The sequence below is a fragment of the Agromyces aureus genome, from assembly GCF_001660485.1.
In the GTDB taxonomy this organism is placed as follows: domain Bacteria; phylum Actinomycetota; class Actinomycetes; order Actinomycetales; family Microbacteriaceae; genus Agromyces; species Agromyces aureus.
In genome coordinates this window covers 847,680-870,675 of sequence record NZ_CP013979.1, presented here as the reverse complement: position 1 = coordinate 870,675, position 22,996 = coordinate 847,680, and the positions used below count along the sequence as shown (strand labels likewise).

Sequence of the window (22,996 nt, the reverse complement as noted above, 5' to 3'; positions counted from 1 at the left end):
CCGGTGCGTCTCACGCCGCGATCAGCGGCGTGGTCGGCCGATCAGTACTTGCGGTCGGCGAGCACGGCCTGTGCCGCCTCTGCCGAGTCGAACGCCTCGCTGGGAACGATGATGTAGGACTCGACCGACTCGCCGTCGAGCGTCTTCTTCACGACGTCGAGCGCGGTGTCGCCGAACAGCGGGTTGTACTCGTGCACGTAGCTGAGCTGGCCGTCGGCGAGCGCCTGCATGGCGGCCTTCGTGCCGTCGATGGTCGCGATCTTGACGTCGACGCCCGGGGTCAGACCGGCCTCTTCGACGGCCTGGGCAGCACCGAGACCCATCTCGTCGTTCTGCGCGAAGATCAGCTGGATGTTGTTGTTGTTCGCCTTGAGGAGCGTCTCGGTGACGCTCTTGCCCTCTTCAGCCGACCAGTTGGCGGTCTGCGCAGCGACCTCGACGAGACCCGAGCCGTCGACCGAGGAGTCCCAGCCCTCGTTGCGCTCGTTCACGACGCCGACGCCTGCGGGGCCTTCGAGCGTGATGTAGTTGCCGCCGTCGGGGAACTGCTCGACAGCCCATGCGCCGACCTCCGACGCGACCTCGACGTTGTCGGGCGCGATGCGGGTGATGTAGAGGCTGGGGTCATCGGGGTCGATGCCGCGGTCGAGGAGGATCACCGGGATCTCGGCCTCCTGGGCACGCTCGAGCGAGTCCTCCCAGCCCGATGCCTCGGTGGCCGACAGCAGGATGACGTCGACGCCCTCGTCGACGAACGACGTGAACGCGTCGATCTGCGACTTCTGGTCGAGGTTCGTCGCGGGCGCGTACTTCAGTTCGAAGCCGGCGTCCTCGGTGAACGTCTCCTGGATGTTCTTCTCGTTGGCTTCGCGCCATGCGCCCTCGGGGCCGACGGCGACGAAGCCGACGGTCGTGAGGTCGCCCGCATCGGCGCTGTCGGCGCTGTCGCCGCCACTCGAGCACGCGGCGAGGCCGACGGTGAGTGCGCCGACGGCCGCCAGGCCGAGGAACTTCGTGAAACGCCTCTGAACTGACATGTGATCTCCTCCTTGAGACCCGGCACCACGGCGCCGGAGTGGTCCGCTGTGCGGATTCCTGTGATTGCGGGGACGCTTGGCGCGTCCACATTCAGGATGTTACCGGGAACAAAGTCTGGAACACAAGCGATTTGTTCCCGGAAACATAACATTCCGGAAACACGGCGCGATAGCCCCGTCCGTGGGGCACCCATGCCCGCGGGATTCAGGCGGGCGAGCGGATGTCACGGCGCTCGTTCGCTCCGCCGCCCTGGCTCCTCCTCGCGTCGCACCCGAGATGCCAGCACTCGTCGGATCAGTGCCCGCGGCGATGACGAGAACCGGCATCTCGAAGGAGATCGCCCGAGGGACGCCGCAGGGTCAGGCGTCGTCCTCTTCGTCGGCGGCGATCATCTCGATGATCGTGTCGACGCTGAGCCCTGGGCCGTTGCTGACCTCGCCGATCTTGCGGCGGTCCTTGAGGATCGCGATGCGGTCGCTCAACCGCACGACCTCGTCGAGCTCCGACGAGATGAATACGACCGCCATGCCGTCGCGCGCCATCTCGGCGACACGCGCCTGGATCTCGACCTTCGCGGCGATGTCGATGCCCCGGGTCGGCTCGTCGAGCACGAGCAACAGCGGACGGGTCGCGAGCCACCTGGCGAGGAGCACCTTCTGCTGGTTGCCGCCGGAGAGCTGCTTCGCCGGAGCGTCGAGTCCGGGCGCGACGATGCCGAACGACTCGACGAACCGGTCGACGAGGGCGTCGCGCTCGGCGTGCGAGATGGGCCTGGCCCAGCCGCGGATCGCCTGGAGCGCGAGCACGATGTTCTCGCGCACGCTGAGCTCTTCGATGATGCCGCCGTCGCGCCGGTCTTCGGATGCGTACGCGACGCGGCGCCGGAGCGCGGTCGCGGGATTCGGCAGCCCGACCGTTCGGCCGTCGATCTGGAACGTGCCCGAGTCGGCGCGCTCGACGCCCGCGAGCAGCTGGCCGAGCTCGCTGCGACCCGAGCCGCGCAGCCCGCCGAGCCCGACGACCTCGCCGCGGTGCACCTCGAAGTCGGTCGAGTCGAACTCGCCGCGCTTGCCGACGCCGACCGCGCGGAACACCGGCGTCCCGGTCGGGTCGGCCCGGTGAGCACGCCGGTCGGAGCCGATGCGGCGCAGTTCGGTGAGGTCCTTGCCGATCATCTTCGAGATCAGCACCGCGCGGTCGAGCTCGCGGGTCGGGTACTCACCCTGCCCGTACCCGTCGCGGAGCACGGTGATGCGGTCGCTGATCGCGTACACCTGCTCGAGGAAGTGCGAGACGAAGAGGATGGCCACGCCCTGGTCGCGCAGCCGACGCAGCGCCCGGAACAACGTCGCGACCTCGTCGGCGTCGAGGCTCGAGGTCGGCTCGTCGAGCACGAGCACCTTGGGGTGGGTCACCATCGCCCGTGCGATCGCGACGAGCTGCTGGATCGCCGGCGGCAGGGTCGCCACGGCCTGCTTCGGATCGAGGTCGCCGAGGCCCAGCTCGTCGAGCACGGTCACGGCCCGGCGACGCGTCGCGGGCCACGAGATGCCGTACCAGCGGCGCTCCTCGTGCCCGATCATCACGTTCTCGGCGATCGAGAGGTTGCCGCAGAGATCCACGTCCTGGAACGCCGCGGCCACGCCGACGGACTCGGCCTCGGCCGGGCCCGAGAGCACCACGGGCTCGCCGCTGATGCGCACCGAGCCGCCGCCGATGCGGTACGCGCCGCTCAATGCCTTGACCAACGACGACTTGCCGGCGCCGTTGCCGCCCATGAGGGCATGGATCTCGCCGGGGAACAACCGGAGGTCGACCCCGTGCAGCACCGTCGTGCCGTCGATGTCGACGGTGATGCCCGTCATCTCGACGACCGGCCGAACCTCGACGACCGGCCGGGCCGCGGCATCCTTCGCGGTCATGACGACCTCGGAGGGGCGGTCGAGGCGCGCACGACGAGCTCGCTGGGAATCTTGGAGCGCTGCGGGATCTCGCGGCCCTCGAGCGCCGCCCGCAGCACCTCCATGGCCTTCACGCCGAGTGCGTAGAAGTCCTGCGTCACCGTCGTGAGCGGCGGGATGAAGTGGCGCGACAGCGGCAGGTCGTCGAAGCCGATGACGCTCACGTCTTCTGGCACCCGGATGCCGCGGTCGTGGAAGCCGTGCACGACGCCGAACGCCATCTCGTCGTTCGCGACGAACATCGCGGTGTACTCGGGCACGCCCTTGAGGCCGACCGCGTAGTCGTAGCCGAAGTCGGCGGTCCAGTCGCCGACCACGATCGGTCGCACCTTGAGGCCCCACTGCTCGATGCGCGCGTGGAAGGCGCGCTCGCGGCCGCGCGCGTCGAGCCAGTCGAGCGGACCTGCGAGGTGCAGGATGTCGCGGTGCCCGAGGGCGACCAGGTGGTCGACGGCGAGCGTCGTGCCGAGCTGCTGGTCGACGCTCACGGTGAGGAAGTTCGGATCCTTGGCGGCCTTGACGACGAGCACCGGAACGTCGATCGAGATGCGGCGCAGCGCCGACACCGACGACGAGCGCGGCGCGACGACGCAGAGCGCGTCGACGCCCTCGGCGATGAGATGTCCCACCGCGGCTTCGGGCGTGAGGCTCGCGTCGTCCTGCATCGCGACCGAGGTGACCGAGTACCCGCCGGAGCGCGCTGCGAACTCGAGGCCGCGGAGCGTGCTCGTCGGCCCGAACTCGACCGAGCTGTCGACGATGACGCCGATGCGCTGCGTGCGTTGGGTCGCGAGCGCGCGAGCGGCGCTGTTCGGCTTGAAGTCGAGCTGCTCGATGACGTCCATCACGCGCTGGCGCGTGGACGGGCGGATGTTCGGGTGCCCGTTGAGCACCCGGGAGACGGTCATGTGCGAGACGCCGGCGAGCACGGCGACCTCGCGGATGCCGAGCTTCTCGGGGCGGTCCCCGCTCTCGACGTCACTCACCACCGGTCTCCTGTCTCACGGAATCGTCGTCGCTCACGTCCCCCGATGCAGCACCGCCGACCGTCGGCCGCTCGACGAGCGGCCGACGGGGACAGCCTATTCGTTCAGGGCCGCCGATCCAGTGCCGATCCGGTCGGCGCGCCCACCCGAACGCTCGCGTGGGCGCACCGATCCCGAGATCAGCAGTTCCGTGCGGAGTACGCGGCGATGAAGGTCTTCGCGACCCCGCCCGCCGAGGTCGCCTTCGCCGTGAGCTGTCCGGCGCCGAGCTCGGCCGTGCGGGTGCTGAACGTGGCCGACGCGCCCTTGCCGCTCGCGAGCGCGAGCTGCTTCTGGCCGAACGCGGACTCGACGAGCACGTCGACCTGCCCCGGGCCCGTGTTGGCGAGCGTCGCGACCAGGGTCGCCTTGCCGGCAACGCACCGGGTCTGCGCGGTGACCGAGAATGCCGGCTGCTCGGGCGCCTCGACGACGACCGTCGTGCTGACGGTGCGGTTTCCGGTGGCGAGCCACTCCGTGTCGGTCATGTCGAGGATCGGGCTGCCGTCCTGGCGGAAGTAGACCATGCGCACGCCCGCGTCGCGGGTGCCGTTCTGCGTCGTCTTCGCGTGGAACACGTTGAGCAGGTTGCCGTCGTCGTCGTACGTGTACGAGTTGTGCCCTGGTCCCCAGTTGTTCGTGTTCGCACCCTCGTAGGTCCAGATCGGCGAGTTGCGCACGTTCCAGGATGCCGCGTCGAGCAGGTCGTCGCCCGACTCCGCCGTGGCGAGGCCGACCGCGTAGGTCCAGTCGACGCCCGAGCCCGAGAAGGTGATCATGACCTTGCCGTCGCGCTGGATGACGAACGGCCCCTCGACGACCTCGGTCGTGTTGTCCGACCAACCGCGGTCGGGGAACGCGATCGTCCTCCGCTCGCCGATCAGCTGCCACGACCCGCTCGCCGAGGGCGCGACCTTCGCGATCTTCAGCACGGCCGGACCGGTCACCGGGGTGATGGCCCGCTCGGACCACACGACGTAGTCGGTGCCGGCGTCCTCGAAGTGCGTCATGTCGAGCGTGATGCCGGCGCCGTAGGTCGTGAGCGGCTGCCCGCCGGCGTCGACCACGCGCTGCGGCGCGTCCCAGTCGGTGCGCACGAGCGGGTCGCCGCCCGGCTTCAGGTGCATCGTGTACGACTGCACGCCGTTCCACCCGTTGACGTTGTTCGGGTTGGCGGCGAACAGGATGTAGAGCTCGCCGTCGACGACGTGCAGCTCGGGGGCCCACAGCTGCGAGCCGACCTGGCCGGAGCCGGAGAGCCCGAGGCCGAGGATCTTGTTGTCGGCCGCCGTCGCGATGCCGGCGATCGTGTCGGACTGCCGGATGAAGAACTCGTCCTGCCCGTTGTCGTCGGTGGCGATGAACAGCCAGGTCTTCTCGCCGTTCGGCAGCGTGTACCGCAGCATGTGCGGGTCGGCTCGCCTCGCGATGAGTGGGAAGATCGCGTCGGTGCGCTGGAGGGTTCCGGTGACGGGGTACTCGCCCGGCGTCGTGGTGTCGACGCCCGCCGTGTTCCAGTCGACGCGGAACTCGTGCGTGCCGCCGTCGGAGTACTCGGCCGTGACCTTCGCGGGCAGGTCGAGCGCCCCGCCGGCCTCGACCGTCGTGGGCTCGGGCGCCTGCACGCCGGTGTTGTGCACCCGGCCGAGCCGCTGCTCCGCCGATCGCGCCTCGGCTGCCGTGAGCGGGATGATCGACGCGGTCTCCGACGAGGTCACGGCGATGCCGCCCATGCGGCCGGCGGGCTGCTGCCCGGCGCCGAGGTAGGCGACGGACGCGAGGTCCTCGGTGCTGCCGGTGAGCGTCGATCCCGCCGGGCCGGCCCACGCGACGCGGTACGCGTCGAGTCGGGCGTCCCATTCCGCGGAGACGGCGCCCGATGCGGCCAGGCCGGGCAGGGCGAGCAGGTCGAGCTCGGTCCAGTCGACGAGGTCGCGCGAGGTGAAGACCAGCGCACCGGAGGCGTCACCGGTACCCGCGGCGTCGACGCGGCGCGCGATGAGGCCGAAGCCCTCCTCGCCCTTCAGCCGGAACACGTAGGGGTTCGCGAGGTAGCGCTTCACGCCGTTGGCCGTCTCGGTCATGCCGGTCACCCTCGGGAACACCACGCCGGTGCCGGAGTTCAGGGCCGTGTAGGCGGTGCCGTCGGCGCTCAGGGCGAGGTGCGCGGACCGCGTGACCTCGGGGTCGTCGCCGCCGCGCGTGTTCTTCGAGGTCGTGTAGGCGGCGATGCGATGGGCGGATGCCTCGGCGATGCGCACGTCGATCCGAGCCGTCGCGGCGTCGGAACCCGTGCCGACGACGGCTTCGAGCGTCGCCGCCTCGAGTCCGCTCGCCGGCGCGTCGGCGATGGCGCCGCCGACGACCGTGCCGGCACCGGACACGTGCGACCACGCGACCGGAAGCCCGAGCGCGGTGATCGGGAGCACGTAGCCCTGCTCGAGCACCGACGGCAGCAGCAGCGCGTCGGCCGCGCGCTGCGCGGCCTGGGCCGCGGTCGGCGCGGCGAGCACCGTGACGGTGAACGCCTTCGTCGCGGTCTTGCCGCGCACCGTGGCCGTCGCGGTGAGCGCGACCTGGGTGTCGGATGCCGGACGCGTGACCTTGCCGTCGGCGCCGACGACGCCCGCAGGCGACGAGGTCCACGTCACGCCGCCCGTCGTGGGCAGCACCAGGTCGGACTCGACCGCGGTCAGGCTCTGCGCGTTCGCGCCGGCGAGGTCGATGCCCGTGGCGACCTCGGCGGCGACCGCCGTGGCGTCGGTGACGGCCACGGCTGCGACGTCGGCCGCGGTGAGCGCCTCGGAGTACACGCGGAACGACGAGACGCCGCCCTGGTAGAGCGAGTCGCCGTTGTACGCGGACTTGCCGATGAAGTTCTGCGCGTGCGTCGTCAGGTCGCTCAGGCTCACGGTCGAGTTCGTCTTCTCGGCGACCTGCACGCCGTCGATGAACAGCCGCAGCGTCGACGTCGTGCCGTCGGCGTTCTTCGCGATCGTCGCGGCCACAGACTGCCACCGGTTCTCGGCGATCTTCGTCGCCGACGTCACCGTCTGCTCGCCCGACCAGTTCGTCTTCGAGATCGCCAGGCGCGGTGCGACCGGCTGGATGAAGAACTGCCCGGTCGAGGAGTCGCCCGAGCCGCCGACGTTCCAGAGGAACTTGGCGCCCGACAGCGCGGTCGGGCTCGTCTCGATCACGACGGTCGCCGCCGAGCGGCCGGCCAGCAGCCCGTCGGGCAGCTTCACGTGGTTCGAGCCCGTGAACTGCATGGACCCGCCCCGCCAGGCCGCCGCCCCGACGACGGCCGCATCGCGGCCGCCGCCCGAGACATCGTGCACGACCGTGCCCGACGTCTCGGAGAAGTCGTACGACGCCAGCAGCGACGCCGGTTCCGCGCCCCACGCGACCCCCGGTGCGGCGGCCGCGAGACCGCCGACCATGGCCGCGCCCACGAGGCCGGCGAGCAGCCGCCCCCGCCTCAGCATGCGCGTGCCTCGTACGCGGCGCTGCCGGCGAAGCTCGCTCCGGTGGCCGTCGCCTCGACGCCCACCGTTCCGGCGCCCATCGACGCCGTGCGGGTGGAGAAGGCCTGCGAGACGGTCTTGCCCGCTTGCACCCCGACGAACGTCTTGGTGCCGAACGCGGTCTCGACCGTGACATCCGCCGTTCTGCTGTCGGTGTTCTTCACCGTCGCGACGAGGCTCGCCTTGCCGGCGACGCACCTCGACGTCGCCGTGGCCTCGACGGCGAGGTCGGGGTTCGTGCCGACGCCCGCGTAGTGGAACATGACCCGCTGGTACTCCTGCGCGGTGATCGGCATGATGCCGCCGTGGCGCTTCTTCAGGGTGCCGAGGTTCACGTTGGTCGCCTTCGACCACACCGACGCCGAGGTCGAGTTGAGGTCGGTGGTGCGGAAGGGCAGGTACCCGCGTCCGGTGCCGTACTGGTCGGCGAGCAGGCCGTAGAGCTGGGCCGCAGCACCCCGGTCGTCGTCGTTGTAGGCGAAGAACTCGGGGCCCTCGAGGCACGCGCCGGTGTAGTTCAGCCCGCCGGCGCACGTGCCGCTGCCGCTCAGGATCGACTGCAGCGTGCCGACGAGCACCCACTCCTGGTCGGTGCCGGTCGTCTTCGCCGTCGCCGACGTCGTGACGGCGTCGAGCTTCTTCGAGCGCTCGATCGTGATCTGGCCGTCGCCGGAGGCCCGGTAGAACCAGTCGCCGACCTTGATCACGGTCGTGTCGATGATCGAGCCCTGTCGGTCGATCCACTTGACCGGGGTCGAGAAGGTGCGGAAGTCGCGCGTGGTCGACAGGTACATGTCGACGCTGTCGCCGAGCTCGGTGTTGCCGTCGGCCCGGGTCGCCCAGAAGACGTAGTACTGCTGCGTCACCTCGTCCCAGACGGCCTCGGGCGCCCAGGCCATGCCGGCGTTCGGGATCTTGCTCGCCACGTCGGCGAAGCGCGGCTCGGTCCAGTTGACGAGGTCGGTCGACTCCCAGATCACCAGGTCCTTCGACCCCGTGACGGTCGCGTTGGCCGAGCCCCAGCCGCCTCGGTAATAGATGCTGAGGTCGGTCGCGATGAGGTAGAACCGGTCGCCCTCGGGCGAGCGCACCACGAACGGGTCGCGCACGCCGCCGTCGCCCTGGCCCTTCGCGAGCGACAGCACCGGGTTGCCGCTCGCGCGGGTGTCGGTGAAGGTGAGCGCGTCGCGGCTGGTCGCGAAGTAGATCTGCTCGTCGCTCGCGGCACCCTCGGTGCCGGTGAAGTGCGCGAACAGGTAGTCGGTCGTCTTCGCGAGCTCGACCGCCTTGCGCACCGTGAGCGGGATGTCACGGGTCGCCGTGACGCCGTTCTTCGACGCCGTGACGGTGAGCACGACGCGCGTGTCACCGTTCGCGGGACGCGTCACCACGCCAGGGGCGACCGTGCCGGTGCCGACGACGTCGACGACGGCCGGGGCCGAGGAGCTCCACGAGAGTGCCGAGCCGAACCGCGGACCGGCCGTCGGCAGCGTGAGGTCGGAGCGCACGTCGTCGGCGTACGGCAGGGCGATCGCGTCGAGGTCGCGCTGTGCCGCCTCGGCGGCGGTGGGTGCGCGGAGCACGGTCACGGTGAAGGCCTTCGTCGCCGTCTTGCCGCGCACGGTCGAGGTCGCCGTCAGCGTCACCTCGGTGTCGGATGCCGGCTGGGTGACCGTGCCGTCGGCGGCGACGATGCCCGCCGGCGACGACGTCCACGTCACGCTTCCGGCGGTCGGCAGCACGAGGCCGGTCTCGACCTTCGACAGGTCCTGCGTGTTCACGGCCGCCAGGTCGAGCGCCGCCGCCGTCTCGGCCGCGGCTGCCGTGGCATCCGTCGCCGCGATCGTCGCGAGGTCGGTCGCGGACAGCGCCTCCGAGTACACCCGGAACGCCGAGACGTCCCCCTGGTAGAGCGAGTCGGCCGCGTACGCGGACTTGCCGATGAAGTTCATGGTGTGGGTCGCGAGGTCGCTCAGGTTGACGGTCGAGTTCGTCTTCTCGGCGACCTGCACGCCGTCGATGAACAGCCGCAGCGTCGACGTCGTGCCGTCGGCGTTCTTCGCGATCGTCGCGGCCACGGACTGCCACCGGTTCTCGGCGATCTTCGTCGCCGACGTCACCGTCTGCTCGCCCGACCAGTTGGTCTTCGTGATCGCCAGGCGCGGTGCGACCGGCTGGATGAAGAACTGCCCGGTGGCGCCCTCGCCCGAGCCGCCGACGTTCCAGAGGAACTTGGCGCCCGACAGCGCCGTCGGGCTCGTCTCGATCACGATCGTGGCCGCCGACCGTCCGGCCAGCAGGCCGTCGGGCAGCTTCACGTGGTTCGACCCCGTGAAGCGCATGAATCCGCCGCGCCAGGCCTCCCCGCCCACGACGGTCGCATCGCGGCCGCCGCCGGACAGGTCGTGGGCGACGGTGCCCGAGGCCTCGGAGAAGTCGTACGAGGCCAGCGTCGATGCCGGCTCCGCACTCCAGGCCGCAGGGCCGATCATCGCCAGGCTTCCGGCCGCCAACAGGGCGCTCGTCGCACCCGCGACCCATCTGCCTGCGCGCCGCGTGCGCGGCGTACCTTCTCGAACCATCAGAACCTCCTGTGAGCGGGGTCGTGCCCGAAGCCGGACCCGACGGATGTTGGAGCAGGGACGGTCAGCGGTGCGCGCGGCCGATCGGATGCCGCGTGAAGACCGGGATGAGGAGCAGCGCCGCTCCACCGAGGAGCAGTGCGCCGACCCAGGTGATGAGGTCGCCGGCCGCTCCCGTCGACGGGAGCGATCCGGGATCGCAATGCCCGAGGCAGTCGAGCGGCAGGATGTCGACGCGGATCACGACGCCGTCGGGCACGTCGATCGTCGTTCCCCCTCCGACGACCGGGCCAAGCTCGAGGTGCCGCAGCGACCCCCCGATCACTTCCGCCCTTCCAGCGCCAGGTCTCGGCGCCCTTCCTCGCGAGCCTCCTCGAGCAGCACGTCGAGTCGGCGCCTGGACCGACCGCGCCGCCAGAGCAGTGCCATCACGACGAGCAGGATGCCGAGCACGACCAGCAGCTGCGGCCACGGAACGGCCCAGACGAACACGCCGATCGACGAAGGTGCGACGGTCGTCTGCTCCCCGCCGGCGGTGGTGACGGTCGGAGCGAGCTCGATCTCGCCCGGCAGGGCGAGCAGCGGCCAGACCTGCCCGACCGCGAGCGAGAACGACCTGCTCTCACCGGGCAGGACCTCCTGCGCGCGCTCGTTCTCGGCCGGGAAGGCGATGCTCCGCCCGGCGATCTCGAGCACGCCGGCCACCGCGAGCCGGGTGTTGCCCTCGTTGACCACATCGAAGGAGACGTCGATGCTCCCGGGGCGGATCGGGTTCCACGAGGTGTTGTAGTCGGTGACGACGTTCGTCACCGAGAAGGCGGGGGCGAGCGCGCCGGTGACCCGGGTCATGACCCGGAATCCGACGCGGCTCTCGACGCCGACACCCGCGCCGTCGCCCTGCTTGACCGACAGCACCGACGCCGCGATGCCGGCGGCGTGATCACCGGGTTCGGCCTTCTCCGGCACGGTGATCGTGAACGGGACGACGACCGTGCCGCCGGGCGGAACGGTGACGCTCTCGGGCACGTCGATCCAGGTGCCGGCATCGGTCGACTCCTGGTCGGACGGGAGCATGTCGAAGCGCCCGTTGTCGTTGTAGTAGCCGTCGGCCGCCGAGAGGCGGAACGCGACCTCCTCCTCGCCGAGGTTGCGGACCGCGAAATGGTCCTGCACCTCGGCTCCGGGATCGATGGGGTGCTCGACCGAGACGCGGCCGTCGGGGCCTGTCGCGTCGGCCGGCGTGACCGACCACGACACCGGCGCACGCTCCTCCGCGACCGCGGGTGCAGCGCCGGCCAGCCCCGCGGCAAGGCCGGCGACGGCGACGAGCGCAGCGAGTGCGGAGGGGGAACGGAAGCGGGTCATGGCGAGTCCTGGGGTGGAGCGGGCCCCGGTCCGGTCGGTTCAGGGGCGAGGGGTTGCGGCCGGGTCGATGGTGTCGCATCGACCCGGCCGCGGCGGATCAGTAGGTGTCTTCGAAGAGCGACAGGGTGAGCAGTGACGAGTAGCTGCCCGGGGCGACGTTCGCCGCGGTCTTCAGCTTGAGGTCTGCGGTGGTCGACCACGAGCCCTGTGCCGCCTTCGCGTCCGCCGAGTCCAGCGCCAGGTAGAGGAAGTCCTCACCGCTGGCCAGACCGGTGTTGTTGCCCGGCTGCGTCGGGGTGTCGGAGGCCGGGACGACCTCGCCGCCCGAGGCCACTTCGCCGCTGCCGTCGAGCACGTCGGCCGGCGACCAGCCGAGCTGGGTCGCCGGGATGTTCGGCTGCCCGGCGGTGCCGACGAAGTCGCCGGCCTGTCCGGTGACGTACCAGAAGACGCCCGCGGGCACGTCGTCGCGGGTGTCGGTGACGGTGACCGTCGGGAGCGTGCCGGTGAACTGCCGGTACGCGGCGGTCGAGCCGCCCTCGGTCAGCGTCGTCTCGGTGTCGTCCACCGTGAGGCTCAACGCGCCGTTCTCGACGGCCGCGATGTCGACCTTCACGTCGACGCCCGAACTGTCGCCGGGGTCGGCCGCGAATGCGAGGCTCCCGACGCTCGCGAGCATGAGCCCGCCGACGATCCCCGCCGCGCAACGCGCTGCAGCACCTTTGCTGATCATGATTCCTCCAGTTTCTCGGTCGACTTCCGCCGAGCCGAATCGTCGTGCAGCAAGGGGGCTGTCACGTTCGTTTGGGTGGCTCGAGAGACGACCGAGGTCGGCGCCGTTGCCGGTGGCGACCCGGCGAGGGGTCGCATTCGGTCCCGGAATGTTCCCGGGAACATTTACAGGATAGGCATGCAGTCGAATGCCGTCAAGGCATCTGCGAAGTCCGCTCATCGAGCTCGCCTCGACCGCGCCGCAGGCGCGCGTCGGCGACGACGATCGACGTGCATCCCGCGCGGAACTGCGCGCCGGAGCGGCTGCGGCATTCCCGGACGAGCGGGTCGACGAGCGCTCCCCCGCCCGCCGTGGAGACGACTCGACGGGCGGTTGTGACCGGTACCAGCCGAACCCGAGCAGTCGTCTCGTTGGTGTCATGGTTCGTCGCGCTCCTCGTGGTGCTTCTCGATCGGGAGGTGGTGCGGCGACCGCCACCGCGTGCGCGATGACGGCCGCCGGGTCTGATCAGCCGCAGGCGAGGGCGGGGTATGCGGCGGGGACCTCGGTCGTGACGGTCCGCCCGTCGATCGAGCCGGTCGCGACGACAGCGACCGAGCCGGCGCCGATCGAGCCGGTGCGGGTCGAGAGCGTCTTCGAGACCGTCTTGCCCGCGGCGAGCGCGGCGGTGGCCGTGCCGTAGGCGGAGGTCTCGGTGAGCTCGACCGGCACGTCGTCGCCGTTCGTGGCCTTCACGACGATCACGGCCTTGCCGGCCACGCAGCGCGCCGACGCCTCGGCGGTCACGGCCAGCTCGGGTTCGGGCGCGGCGCGCACGATCTGCAGGGTGTACGCGACGTTCGTCGTGTGATCCTGCGCGTACGACTTCACGATCGTCGTGGTCGGGGTCGCCCCCGCCGCGACGGCGACCGTGCGGGGCTCGGAATCGTCGATGAGGATCCCGTCGACGTACACGAGGCCGCTCGGCGTCGCCGGGTCGAGGTCGAGCTTCACGCTCGTCGCGTCCAGCGGCACGGTGATGGTGTACTCGTGCCGACCTGCGGCCAGTGCCGGTGAGAGCGTGCCGCCGTCGACGCCGAGCCCGGCGAGCTCGGCCGACGTGCCGTAGCTGTTCGACGACGAGGTGTACACGCCGAACACACCACCGACGAAGCTCGTGCCGTTGCTCTGGAAGCGCACGGTCACGACGGGCACCTTCGCGCCGTGCCCGTCGAGCACGTACTGGCCGCCCTGGTCGCGCTTGTAGCTGTCCTTCGCCGCGATGCCGTCGAGGATCGACTGCGGGATCTGGTCGTACCGGATGTACCAGCTCGTGGCGCCGCCCGCGTTCGTGATCGTCTCGTGCTTCAGCAGCACGTCGTTCAGGTACACGTCGAACGTGCGGCCGTTGTCGCCGCCGTAGTACCGCACACCCAGGTAGTTCTTCGGGAGCGACGGGTCGACGATCATGTCGTACTGGAAGTACGCCCCGGCGGCGGCCGGCGCGTGCCGGAACCCCTGGCCGTTGTAGACGCCCACGGTCGAGTTGGAGACCTTGTAGTTCTTGTCGGCCTCGCTGTTGTTGTCGTCGAACGAGGTGAGCGAGTCGATCGTCGTCTCGGCCACGCGCAACTGCTGCTTGCCCTTGAGGATGAGCGCCTGCGCCTCGGCCGAGTCGGGCTCGACCAGGGTCATGTACGTCGCGTATCGGGCGTCGTACAGGCTGTAGTACGGCTCGAAGGTGAGCGCGGCCGAGGTCTGGTCGACGCCGTGCAGCTTGAACCGCATGGTGGTGAGGCCGTTCGCGTTCTCGCCGTCGGCGATGCGCTCGATGTTGGTCGCCGCGTTCGCCTTCCAGTCGTCGGCGTCGGCCACGATCACGTCGGAGCTCAGCGACTTGTCGGCGACGCTCATCTCGACGAGCACGCCGGCGGTGTAGCTGGCGTTCACGTTGTCGCGGCTGAGCTCGGTCGCGAGCAGCACCGGTCCGTACGTGAAAGCGACCCAGTTCGGGTTCTCGGTGTCGTCGTCGATCGCGACCTCCGCGGGCAGCGTGTAGGCGATCTCGTCACCCGCGACGACCGGCACCTCGAGGTAGCCGTCGACCTCGAGCGCCGCGACATCCCGAGCCTCGCCGTTGACCGTCAACGTCGGGGTCGAGGCGACCCAGTCGGGCACGCGCAGCTTCAGCACGGTGCCGTCGGCGACCGCTCCGCCGTCGAGCGCGCTCACCTCGAGGTGCACGTCGGGGCTCGCCGGCACGTCGGCCGTCTGCACCAGTCGCAGGTTCTGCCCTTCGGAGCGCAACTCCGAACTGCGGAACTGGTTCACGTAGACCGATGTCGCGTCGGTGAAGTAGATCGAGTCGCCGAGCTTCGTGAAGCTCTCGATGCCCGTGCCGTGGTCGCACCAGAACTGGTCGAGGCGAGTGCCGAAGACCTTCGCGTAGCCGGAGGTCTGGGGCTGGAAGTACGTGACCATGCCCGTCTCGGGGTTCTGCGAGGCGAGGATCGTGTTGATGAAGGTCGATTCGTAGTAGTCGGCGTACTTCACGTCCTTCGTCACGGCGAAGAGGGCGTGGCTGAGCTTCAGCATGTTGTACTCGTTGCAGCCCTCGGCGGTGGAGTTCTCGCCGTAGCCCGTGGTGACGCCGTTGGTTGCGAACTGATAGAGCGTGTCGGCGCCGTGGAAGTGCTCCGACTGGCTGTTCGCGCCGTTCGCGTAGGTGTGGTCGTCGATGACGATCTGCCAGAACTTCTCGGCCGCCGTGCGGTACATCGGCAGGGCGTCCTTCTCGGCCTGGGTGAGCGTGGCGTAGAGGTCGGGGTCGTCCATGAACACCGTGTAGCGCTTGAGCGCGCCGACGAGCTTCGGGATCGTGGTGTTGGCGTGCTTGCCGTTGAGCACGTCCTGCCCGTTCGCGAGGCTCTGGAAGAGCGTGACCTCGTCGAAGTACTCGGCTGCGCGCTTGTGCACGGGGTTCTTCGTGATGCTGTACAGCTCGTACAGGGCCTCGTTCATGCCGCCGTACTCGGTGTTCAGGATGACGGCGGGGTTCGAGAGCGACGCCGCGTAGTTCTTCACCCAGGTGCCGAAGCCGGATGCCACGGACAGGGCCTTCGTCGAGACGGCGGGCGGCGCGTACGCGTGGGCGTCGAGGAGCCCGGCCAGCACCTTGTGCAGGTTGTGGAACGGCACGAGGAGGCCGTCCTTTCCGCTGGGCAGGGCGCTCAGGGCGAAGGGCGCCACGTAGCCCGCGCTCGACGGGTTCGCGGCGGCCCAGGCGTCCTGGCAGCGCTTGAGCCCGTCGACCGCCGCGGTCAGCTTGGCGAGCAGCTGCGCCTTGACCGCGGCATCCGTCGTCGTGGCGTAGGCCTGCGAGAGTGCGGAGACGTAGTGGCCGAAGAAGTGCCCCTGGAAGCGGGTGCCGGTCGAGCGCTCCCATCCGCCGTACCCGCTCGAGGTGGTCGGCGTGAGGCCGGCCTGCACGTACCAGGAGTAGAGGAACTTCTCGGGGTCGAGGCTCAGCAGGTAGTCGATGGTCTTGGTGTTGGCGTTCTCGAGGTAGCCGTCGGCGACCGTGACGTTCTCGAGGCCCGCGTCGTCGAGGTACTGCGAGATCGCCTCGCCGGCCGGCTGCACGACGACCTCGAACCCGCGCGTGACCTGGTCGCTGCCGCCGTAGCTCGCGGTCGCGGTGAGGTGCACCTCGGCCGCGGCGCCCTCGGGGCGCGTGACGTGCGCCGTGCCGCCGTCGATCGAGATCGCCGTCTCGTCGGACGAGGTCCACGAGATCGTGCTGCCCTTCGCACCGACGGTCGGCACGCCGAAGTCGACGGTGGTGCTCTCGGGCAGCGAGATCGCATCGAGGTCGGACTGCGCGACCGCGGCCGGGTCGAACGCCGGGTTGTTGCGCTTGGTGAGGGTCACGACGTCGGCGACGGTCGCGACGCCGTTGAAGAGCGCGTAGTCGTCGAGCAGGCCCTTCAGGTACGAGCCGTTGTAGTTCGGGCCGTTGTAGCCGAGCGTCTTGGTGCTCGTGCCCTCGGCGCCGAGCACGCCGGAGGCCGTTGCACTCACGGGGGTCTTCACGGTGGTGGGCTGCTGCACGCCGTTGCGGTAGAACGCGACGGCCTTCGTCGTGTGGTCGTAGGTCGCCACGATGTGAGTCCACTGCCCGGCTGGGAAGAAGCTCGCCCGGTCGGCGTCGACGGCCACCTTGTAGGGCTGCCCGCTCGAGGGCCCGATCGACAGCGCGAGCGGGGTCGTGTTGCTCTCGGAGGTGAGGTACCACCCGTCGGAGTTGTAGACCGTCTTGCTCCAGGCGAAGACCTGCTCGGCGCTCATCGCCGCGCTGGGGTTGTACCAGAACGAGACCGTGAGGTCCTGCGGCTGCAGGTACGAGGCGGTGCCGAGCTTCAGCGCGGTCGACCCGTTGAACGAGAAGGCCTGGCCGTCGATGCCGGTCCCGTAGGCCGCCGCACCGCGCTGCAGGCTCACGGCTGCGGCGTTGGCGCTCGTGTCGGCGAGGTCGCCGTCGAGTTTCAGCTCGAGCACCTTCGACGCCTCGATGCTGAGGTCGCCGGGTGCGGCGAGCGCCGCAGGGGCGACCGAGGCGGTGACGAGACCGCCGAGGAGGGCCCCGGCTGCGGCGAGCGCGACGGTGCGTGCCAGTTTCACCATGGGAGGTGTCCTTTCGGAGTGATCAGGAGGTGCAGGTCAGGTGCGGTGCGGGGTCCGGGAGGGCACCCCGGTGCGGCTCAGTTGCAGGCGCGTGCGGCGAAGGCCGCCGTCTTCGAACCCGTGGCCGAGGTCGCGACGACGTCGCCGCCCGGGATCGAGGCGAGTCGGGTGCTGAACGTCTGGCTGGCGGTCTTGCCCGCGGCGACCTGGACGGTCTTCGAGCCGTACGGCGTGACGACCGAGATCTCGGCCGCCGCGTCGCCGGTGTTCGAGACCTGGCTCACGAGCACGGCCTTGCCAGCGACGCACCGGGTCTCGGCCTGCACCGTGAACGCTGGGGCCGAGGGCGCCGCGGTCACGACGACGGTCGCGCCGACCGTGATGGCCCGGCTGCTCGAGAGCACCCGATCGGGCGCGTTCCAGGCGGTCGACCCGCCGGCGCCGGTCCACGTGTCGAGGTTCGCCGAGAACGTCGAGACGGTTCCGGTGACCGGGTAGGTGCCGGGAGTGGTGAGGTCGACGGATGCCGCGTCCCACGTGACCGGTCGCGTCGCCGTTCCGCGGTCGTAGGCCAGGCGCACCTCTGCGGTCTCGGGCAGCGCGTCGGCGAGCGCACCGGCGTCGCTGCCCTCGGCGAGCTCGACAGAGCCGAGGTCGGTCGAGACGGCCGTCGCGGCATCCGAAGCCCTGACCGTGTCGTACTGCACCTTGGTGAGCGAGATGACGCCGCCGTGCTTGGTGCTGGGGGCCATGTAGAAGCCGGGGTCGGTCAGCTGGATCCATCCGGCGTCGAGGTCGGTGGTCGTCATCGGCCGGTAGCCGGTCGAGGGGATCACGTCGACGTAGAGGTACCAGCGGTCCTCGCTGTGGCTCTTGAAGACCGCGGGGCCCTCGACGCCGCCGGCGTTGCCACCGGCCCACGCCGCGCCGATCTTGGTCTGGAGCTGCGTCCACGTGGTGCCCGACTCCCACCAGCGGGCGGCGGTGGTCGACTCCATGTAGATGCCCTTGCCGAGGCCGTTGTCCTTCGTGATGCGGTAGGTCGTGCCGTCGTCCTGGATCATCGTGGTGTCGATCGCGTTCGCACCCGGGTCGACGAACGGCCCGCCGTAGGCGTAGGTCGCCTGCGTGAAATCGGTCGTGGCGCCCCACAGCACCCGGTTGTAGCTCGTGCCGGTGTGCTCGGGGTTCTGGTAGACGTTCGAGGCCCAGTACATGACGAACGCGCCGCGGCCGTCGGGGTAGTAGTCGTCGACCCAGGTCGCCTCGGGCGCCCAGGCCATGCCGAGCTCGGCGACCTCGGCGCCGCTCGCGTCGAGCGAGACGTCGATGCTGCGGGGCGCACCCCAGCTCACGAGGTCGGTCGACTCCCAGACGAGCAGCTTCGTGCTGGCGCTCTTGGTCCAGTAGCACCAGCTCGTGCACGAGCCGGAGCCCCCGTCGCCGCCGAACACGCGCAGGTCGGTCGCGATGATGTAGTACGTCTTCGTCTCGGGGTTGAAGGTCAGGTACGGGTCGCGGATGCCGGTGGTGCCGAGCTGCGAGGCGAGGATCGGCTTTCCGTCGTTCAGCGGGTCCCACTGCTCGGGGTCGTCGCCGCGCGAGACGTCGAGGTAGATCTTCTCGGCGTAGCCGGCGGAGTCCTCGATGAAGTGCACGAGCAGGTAGCCGTAGTCATCCGTCGCCTCCGCGGCGGGCGAGACGCTCACCGCGATCTGCTTCGAGGCAGTCACGCCGCGCACCGTGGCCGTCGCGGTGACGGTGCCGGACGCCGCGGGCGACCCGGGTGCCGGCTGCACGACCTGCAGGGTGGTGCCGCTCGCGCCGAGCGCGAGCCCGGCCGAGGGTGCCGACCAGCTGAGGCCGGCGGCCGACGAGGTGGGCAGCGTGATCGAGGAATCCGTCAGCGCGATCGGCTGGATCGCGTCGAGCGCGGCCTGAGCGCTCGCCGCGAAGGTCGAGGCGTGCGCGCCGGCGTCGGCGTCGGAGACCGCCGCGACCTCGGCGGCGGAGAGCGCCCGGTCGTAGGCACGGAACGCCGAGACCTCGCCCTTGTAGAACGGGTCGGGCCACGGCGATCGACCGATCGCGTTGACCGTCTGCGTCGTGATCGATGACGGCTCGAGGGTCGTCGCGATCTGACCGACCTTGACGCCGTCGAGGTAGAACGCCAGCGTGTCGGCCGCGCCGTCGAGCACGGTCGTGACGCTGTACCAGCGATCGGCGGCGAGCGAGGCGGTGGCCCTGGCGTTCGCCTCGCCGCCGTTGCTCGCGGTGGTGATCGCGGTGCGGGCCTTGTCGCGCATCGTGGCGAAGAAGTACGAGGTGGTGCTGTCGCTGCCGATGTTCCAGAGGAAGTTGAAGGTCGTGAGCATGGAGGCGTCGAACTTCGTCTCGACGGTGATCGTCGCCGACTGCTTGCCCGAGAGCAGGCCGTCGGGCAGGCGCACCCAGTCGGCGGTGCTGGTCTTGGCGCCGCCGGTGAACTTCAGCGACGACCCGGTCCAGAGGGCGTCGGTGCCGTTGACGACGGATGCCGCGCCGACCGTCGAGGCTCCCCCGGCCGAGTTCGGCACACTGGCGCCCGTCGTCTGCGTGAAGAGGTATTCGGCCAGCAGGCCGTCGCGAGGGGCGGCGGGTGCGGCGGCCGCTGCGGGCACTGCGGCGCCGGTCGCGGCGTCGGCCGGCGCGGGTGCAGCGAGTGGCGCGGCCACGAGCGCGGCGGCCGCGATGGCGGCGCCGAGGGCGAGGCCACCGGCGCGAAGGGCGCGGGTGATGACGGCGTGCTTCGACATTGAGAGCTCCTCGAGCCTTCGGCTTCGTTGACGGGCTGGGTCCGGCGACAAGCCATTGTTACCGGTAACGGCGAGACCGTAGCACACCCTCGAGACGGCACGCCAGAGGTTCATCGTGAGGATTTCTCTTTGCTTCGAAACCCTTGGCAACTCGAAATGTGTCCGGTAACATTCTGCCGATCCGGCGCACTTCGCCGGAATCCTCGTCAACGGCGACTGCAAGGAGAACCATGCACCCGTCCGCCCTCCTCCCCTCATCCAGGTCGCGGCGACTGCTCGCCGCCGCCCTCACCGGGGCTCTGGTCACCGGTCTGTGCCTGGCGGTCCCGCTCGCGGCCGAGGCGGCCGAGCCGCCCCCCGCGACCGCGCACTACGACATGACGCACGCCGGCAACCAACTGCTCGACATCTCGGGCAACGGGCGCAACGCCACCCTCACGGGCTTCACCGACGCCTCCTTCGCGGACGCCGGCGGCGACGCCGTGCTGCGGTTCAAGAAGGACGGCTACGCCGCCCTCCCCAAGGGGCTCGTGACCGGCACCGACAACGCGTTCACCGTCGAGTACACGGTCGCGACCCAGACCGCGACCAACCAGTTCGGCTGGGTCATCGGCGACGGCGTCGGCGCCTGGAACACCACCGCGCTCGGCAACCACGTGTTCGTCAACCCGCGATCGGGCGAGTCCGCGTACAGCAACGCCGTGCTCTCGGGCATCCGCGTGAAGTCGGCCACCGCCAATGGCGAGGTGCGCCTGCCGAACGGCGGCGGCCTGAACCCCGGCTTCTCCACGCTGACCCTCGTCGGCAACGGCAACGCGCTCACGCTGTACCGCGACGGCGTGCAGATCTCGACCACCACCCACACGTACGCGATGAGCTCGATCATCCCGACCGGCACGACCCTCGGATACCTCGGCCGCTCGCTCTACACGGGCGACGCGCTCGTGCAGGCCGACGTCACCGACGTGAAGTTCTGGGACGTCTCGCTCAGCCAGGCCGAGGTCGCCGCGAGCATGCCGACCGCCGCCGCGAAGGCCGCCGCGAACGAGGCGCTGCTGCGGGCCGACCTGCTGCCGACCGTGCTCGGCGCCAACCCCTCGGCCTCGCAGGTCACGCGCAACCTGACCTTCCCCGCGTCCTCGAACGGCGTCGCCCTGACCTGGGCCTCGCAGAGCACCGCGGTGATCTCGAACACGGGCGTCGTCTCGCGCACCGTCACCGCCGACACCCCGGTGACGGTCACCGCCACGACCGCGACCGGAACGGTCATCACCTTCGCGTTCACAGTGCTCGCCGCCTCGCCGTCGGCCGACCTCGACGCGATCTCGCTCGCCACGCGCACCACCGAGAACCTGCCGCTCGTCACCAAGGGCTCCGTCAACGGGTCGGCCATCACCTGGACGTCCTCCGACCCGGCGCTCGTCACCCCGACCGACGCCGGCTACACCGCACCCGCCGTCGGGTCGGCCGACCCGTTCGCGGGCGGCGGCCTCGTCGAGCGCCCCGCCTACGGCGCCGGCGACCGAACGGTCACCCTGACCGCGCACGCGGTGCTCGGATCGACCACCGTCGAGAAGTCCTTCACCGTCGCGGTCGCCGAACACGGCCGCTCGGCGCCCGACGCGGGCTACGCCGCCGCCTACTTCAAGTCCGACGGCGACGAGAAGATCTACCAGGCCGCGACCTCGGGCAACGACTTCTTCACGTTCTCGCCCGTCAACGGCGGCGCCGCGGTGATCACCTCGACCACCGATACGAAGGGCCTCCGCGACCCGTACATCCTGCGCTCGCACGACGGCGACAAGTACTACATGGTCGCCACCGACCTCTGCATCAGCTGCGGCACCGGCTGGGGTCCCGCCCAGTCCGAGGGCAGCCTCAAGATCGAGGTGTGGGAGTCGGTCGACCTCGTGCACTGGACCCGCACGAACGGACTGAACACCGGCATCACCGTCAACCAGCCCGCCGCCGGTATGACCTGGGCGCCCGAGGCGTACTGGGACGACGAGTTGCAGTCCTACGTCGTGTTCTTCGCCTCGCGCCTCTACTCCGACGCCTCGCACACGAACAGCGACAAGCTGTACGCCCGGATGTTCTCCGTGCTGACCCGCGACTTCAAGACCTTCACCTCGCCGCCCGCGAGCTGGCAGGACACCGGATACGCCCGCATCGACTCCACCGTCACCAAGATCGGCGACTACTACTACCGGTTCACGAAGAACGAGGAGAGCGGCGCCGCCGGCACGCTCGAAGCCGGCAAGGACATCTTCCTCGAGCGTTCGAAGGTGCTCACCGCTCCGACGACCGCCTCGAACTGGAGCGCCGACCCGACCCAGACCTGGCAGCTCACCGACACCCGCATGACGAGTCTCGAGACGAGCCAGTCCGGTGAAGGACCCGAGATCGTCAAGCTCAACGAGGGCGACCCGAACAACGCGAGCGGCGACGGCTATGCGTTCCTCGTCGACAACTACGGCGCGGGCGGCTACCGGGCCTTCCTCACGACGGGCGCCGAGATCGCGTCGAGCTCGCAGGCCGATCGCCTCTCGAAGCGCGCGAACTGGAACGTCCGCCCGGTCGGCGGCCTGCCCGCGAGCCCGCGCCACGGCGCCTTCGTGAGTGTGCCGCAGACGGTGCTCACCGCCATGCACGACTGGACCGGCATCACCGCCGTCGCCTCGACCACCGAGCTGGCGGCCGACGGTCGCGAGGTCACGGCCGAGGTCGAGGCTGCCGACGGCGGCGACGTCGTGGGCACGGTCACGTTCTCGGGCGGCGACTGGACCGAGACGGTGACGCTGCACGACGGCTCGGCCACGGCCACCGTGCCCGCCGGCATCGGCGAGGTCACCGCGACGTACGACGGCTACGCCGACGGCCTCGTCGCGACCTCGACCTCGGCGGCCGTCGAGCTGCAGGGCGGCCTCGAGCTCCAGGCCACCGCCGCGACGCGCTGCATCGCGGGCAAGGTGTCGCTCGTCGTCACCGCGAAGAACGTCGACGACCAGCGCGCCGACGTCGTGATCCACACCTCCTACGGCGACAAGACGGTCTCGCTCGCCGCCGGGGCCTCGGTCTCGTCGACCTTCGCGACGCGCGCCGCCTCGATCCCCGCCGGCACGCTCACCCTCACGGGCAGCGCCGCCGACGGGTCCACCTTCGAGGGAGCGTTCCCCACCCCCGCAGCCAACTGCGGCTGACCGATCGGGCGGTTCCGGATGCCGCGGTGACGCGTCGCGGCATCCGGAACCGTCCCCCGGCCGACACCACCGGCCGACACCACCGACCACCGGCGGCGCCACGCACCG

11 protein-coding genes are annotated in these 22,996 nt (G+C 70.4%); 1 reads left to right on the top strand and 10 read right to left on the bottom strand.

Annotation, left to right across the window (positions count from 1 at the left end):
* Positions 1–41: 41 nt before the first annotated feature.
* From ATC03_RS03645 to ATC03_RS03600, 10 genes are all read right to left on the bottom strand, one after another.
* On the bottom strand, positions 42–1,037 hold the full coding sequence (locus tag ATC03_RS03645) for an ABC transporter substrate-binding protein (protein ID WP_067873223.1): 996 nt from the start codon (positions 1,035–1,037) through the stop codon (positions 42–44).
* Between the two features lie 360 nt (positions 1,038–1,397).
* Positions 1,398–2,960 (bottom strand): sugar ABC transporter ATP-binding protein, encoded by a 1,563-nt coding sequence (locus ATC03_RS03640; protein ID WP_067873220.1) that lies wholly within the window; start codon positions 2,958–2,960, stop codon positions 1,398–1,400.
* Positions 2,957–3,985 (bottom strand): LacI family DNA-binding transcriptional regulator, encoded by a 1,029-nt coding sequence (locus tag ATC03_RS03635; RefSeq protein WP_067881308.1) that lies wholly within the window; start codon positions 3,983–3,985, stop codon positions 2,957–2,959. The genes ATC03_RS03640 and ATC03_RS03635 overlap by 4 nt, the downstream gene beginning before the upstream one ends.
* 179 nt (positions 3,986–4,164) lie before the next feature.
* Positions 4,165–7,512: a family 43 glycosylhydrolase gene (locus tag ATC03_RS03630; protein WP_067873217.1), complete on the bottom strand. Its 3,348-nt coding sequence runs from the start codon at positions 7,510–7,512 to the stop codon at positions 4,165–4,167.
* Positions 7,506–10,133, bottom strand: coding sequence for an immunoglobulin-like domain-containing protein (locus tag ATC03_RS03625; protein ID WP_084003261.1), 2,628 nt, complete (start codon positions 10,131–10,133; stop codon positions 7,506–7,508). The genes ATC03_RS03630 and ATC03_RS03625 overlap by 7 nt, the downstream gene beginning before the upstream one ends.
* A gap of 64 nt (positions 10,134–10,197) precedes the next feature.
* Positions 10,198–10,458: an LPXTG cell wall anchor domain-containing protein gene (locus ATC03_RS20485; RefSeq protein ID WP_067873211.1), complete on the bottom strand. Its 261-nt coding sequence runs from the start codon at positions 10,456–10,458 to the stop codon at positions 10,198–10,200.
* On the bottom strand, positions 10,455–11,498 hold the full coding sequence (locus ATC03_RS03615) for a WxL protein peptidoglycan domain-containing protein (protein ID WP_067873209.1): 1,044 nt from the start codon (positions 11,496–11,498) through the stop codon (positions 10,455–10,457). Before ATC03_RS03615 ends, ATC03_RS20485 begins: the two co-directional genes overlap by 4 nt.
* Positions 11,499–11,595: 97 nt before the next feature.
* Entirely contained in the window at positions 11,596–12,231 is a 636-nt protein-coding gene (locus ATC03_RS03610) for a hypothetical protein (RefSeq protein ID WP_067873206.1), read from the bottom strand.
* A 507-nt stretch (positions 12,232–12,738) separates the two neighbouring features.
* The gene (locus tag ATC03_RS03605) at positions 12,739–16,893 is read right to left on the bottom strand and encodes a beta-L-arabinofuranosidase domain-containing protein (protein ID WP_067873202.1); all 4,155 of its coding nucleotides are present in this window, start codon (positions 16,891–16,893) and stop codon (positions 12,739–12,741) included.
* Positions 16,894–16,970: 77 nt separating this feature from the next.
* Entirely contained in the window at positions 16,971–19,688 is a 2,718-nt protein-coding gene (locus tag ATC03_RS03600; protein ID WP_067873199.1) for a LamG-like jellyroll fold domain-containing protein, read from the bottom strand.
* Between the two features lie 230 nt (positions 19,689–19,918).
* Between ATC03_RS03600 and ATC03_RS03595 the strand changes: the two genes are divergently transcribed.
* A complete protein-coding gene (locus ATC03_RS03595) occupies positions 19,919–22,888 on the top strand; it encodes an immunoglobulin-like domain-containing protein (protein WP_067873197.1) in 2,970 nt (989 codons plus the stop codon).
* Positions 22,889–22,996: the final 108 nt, after the last annotated feature.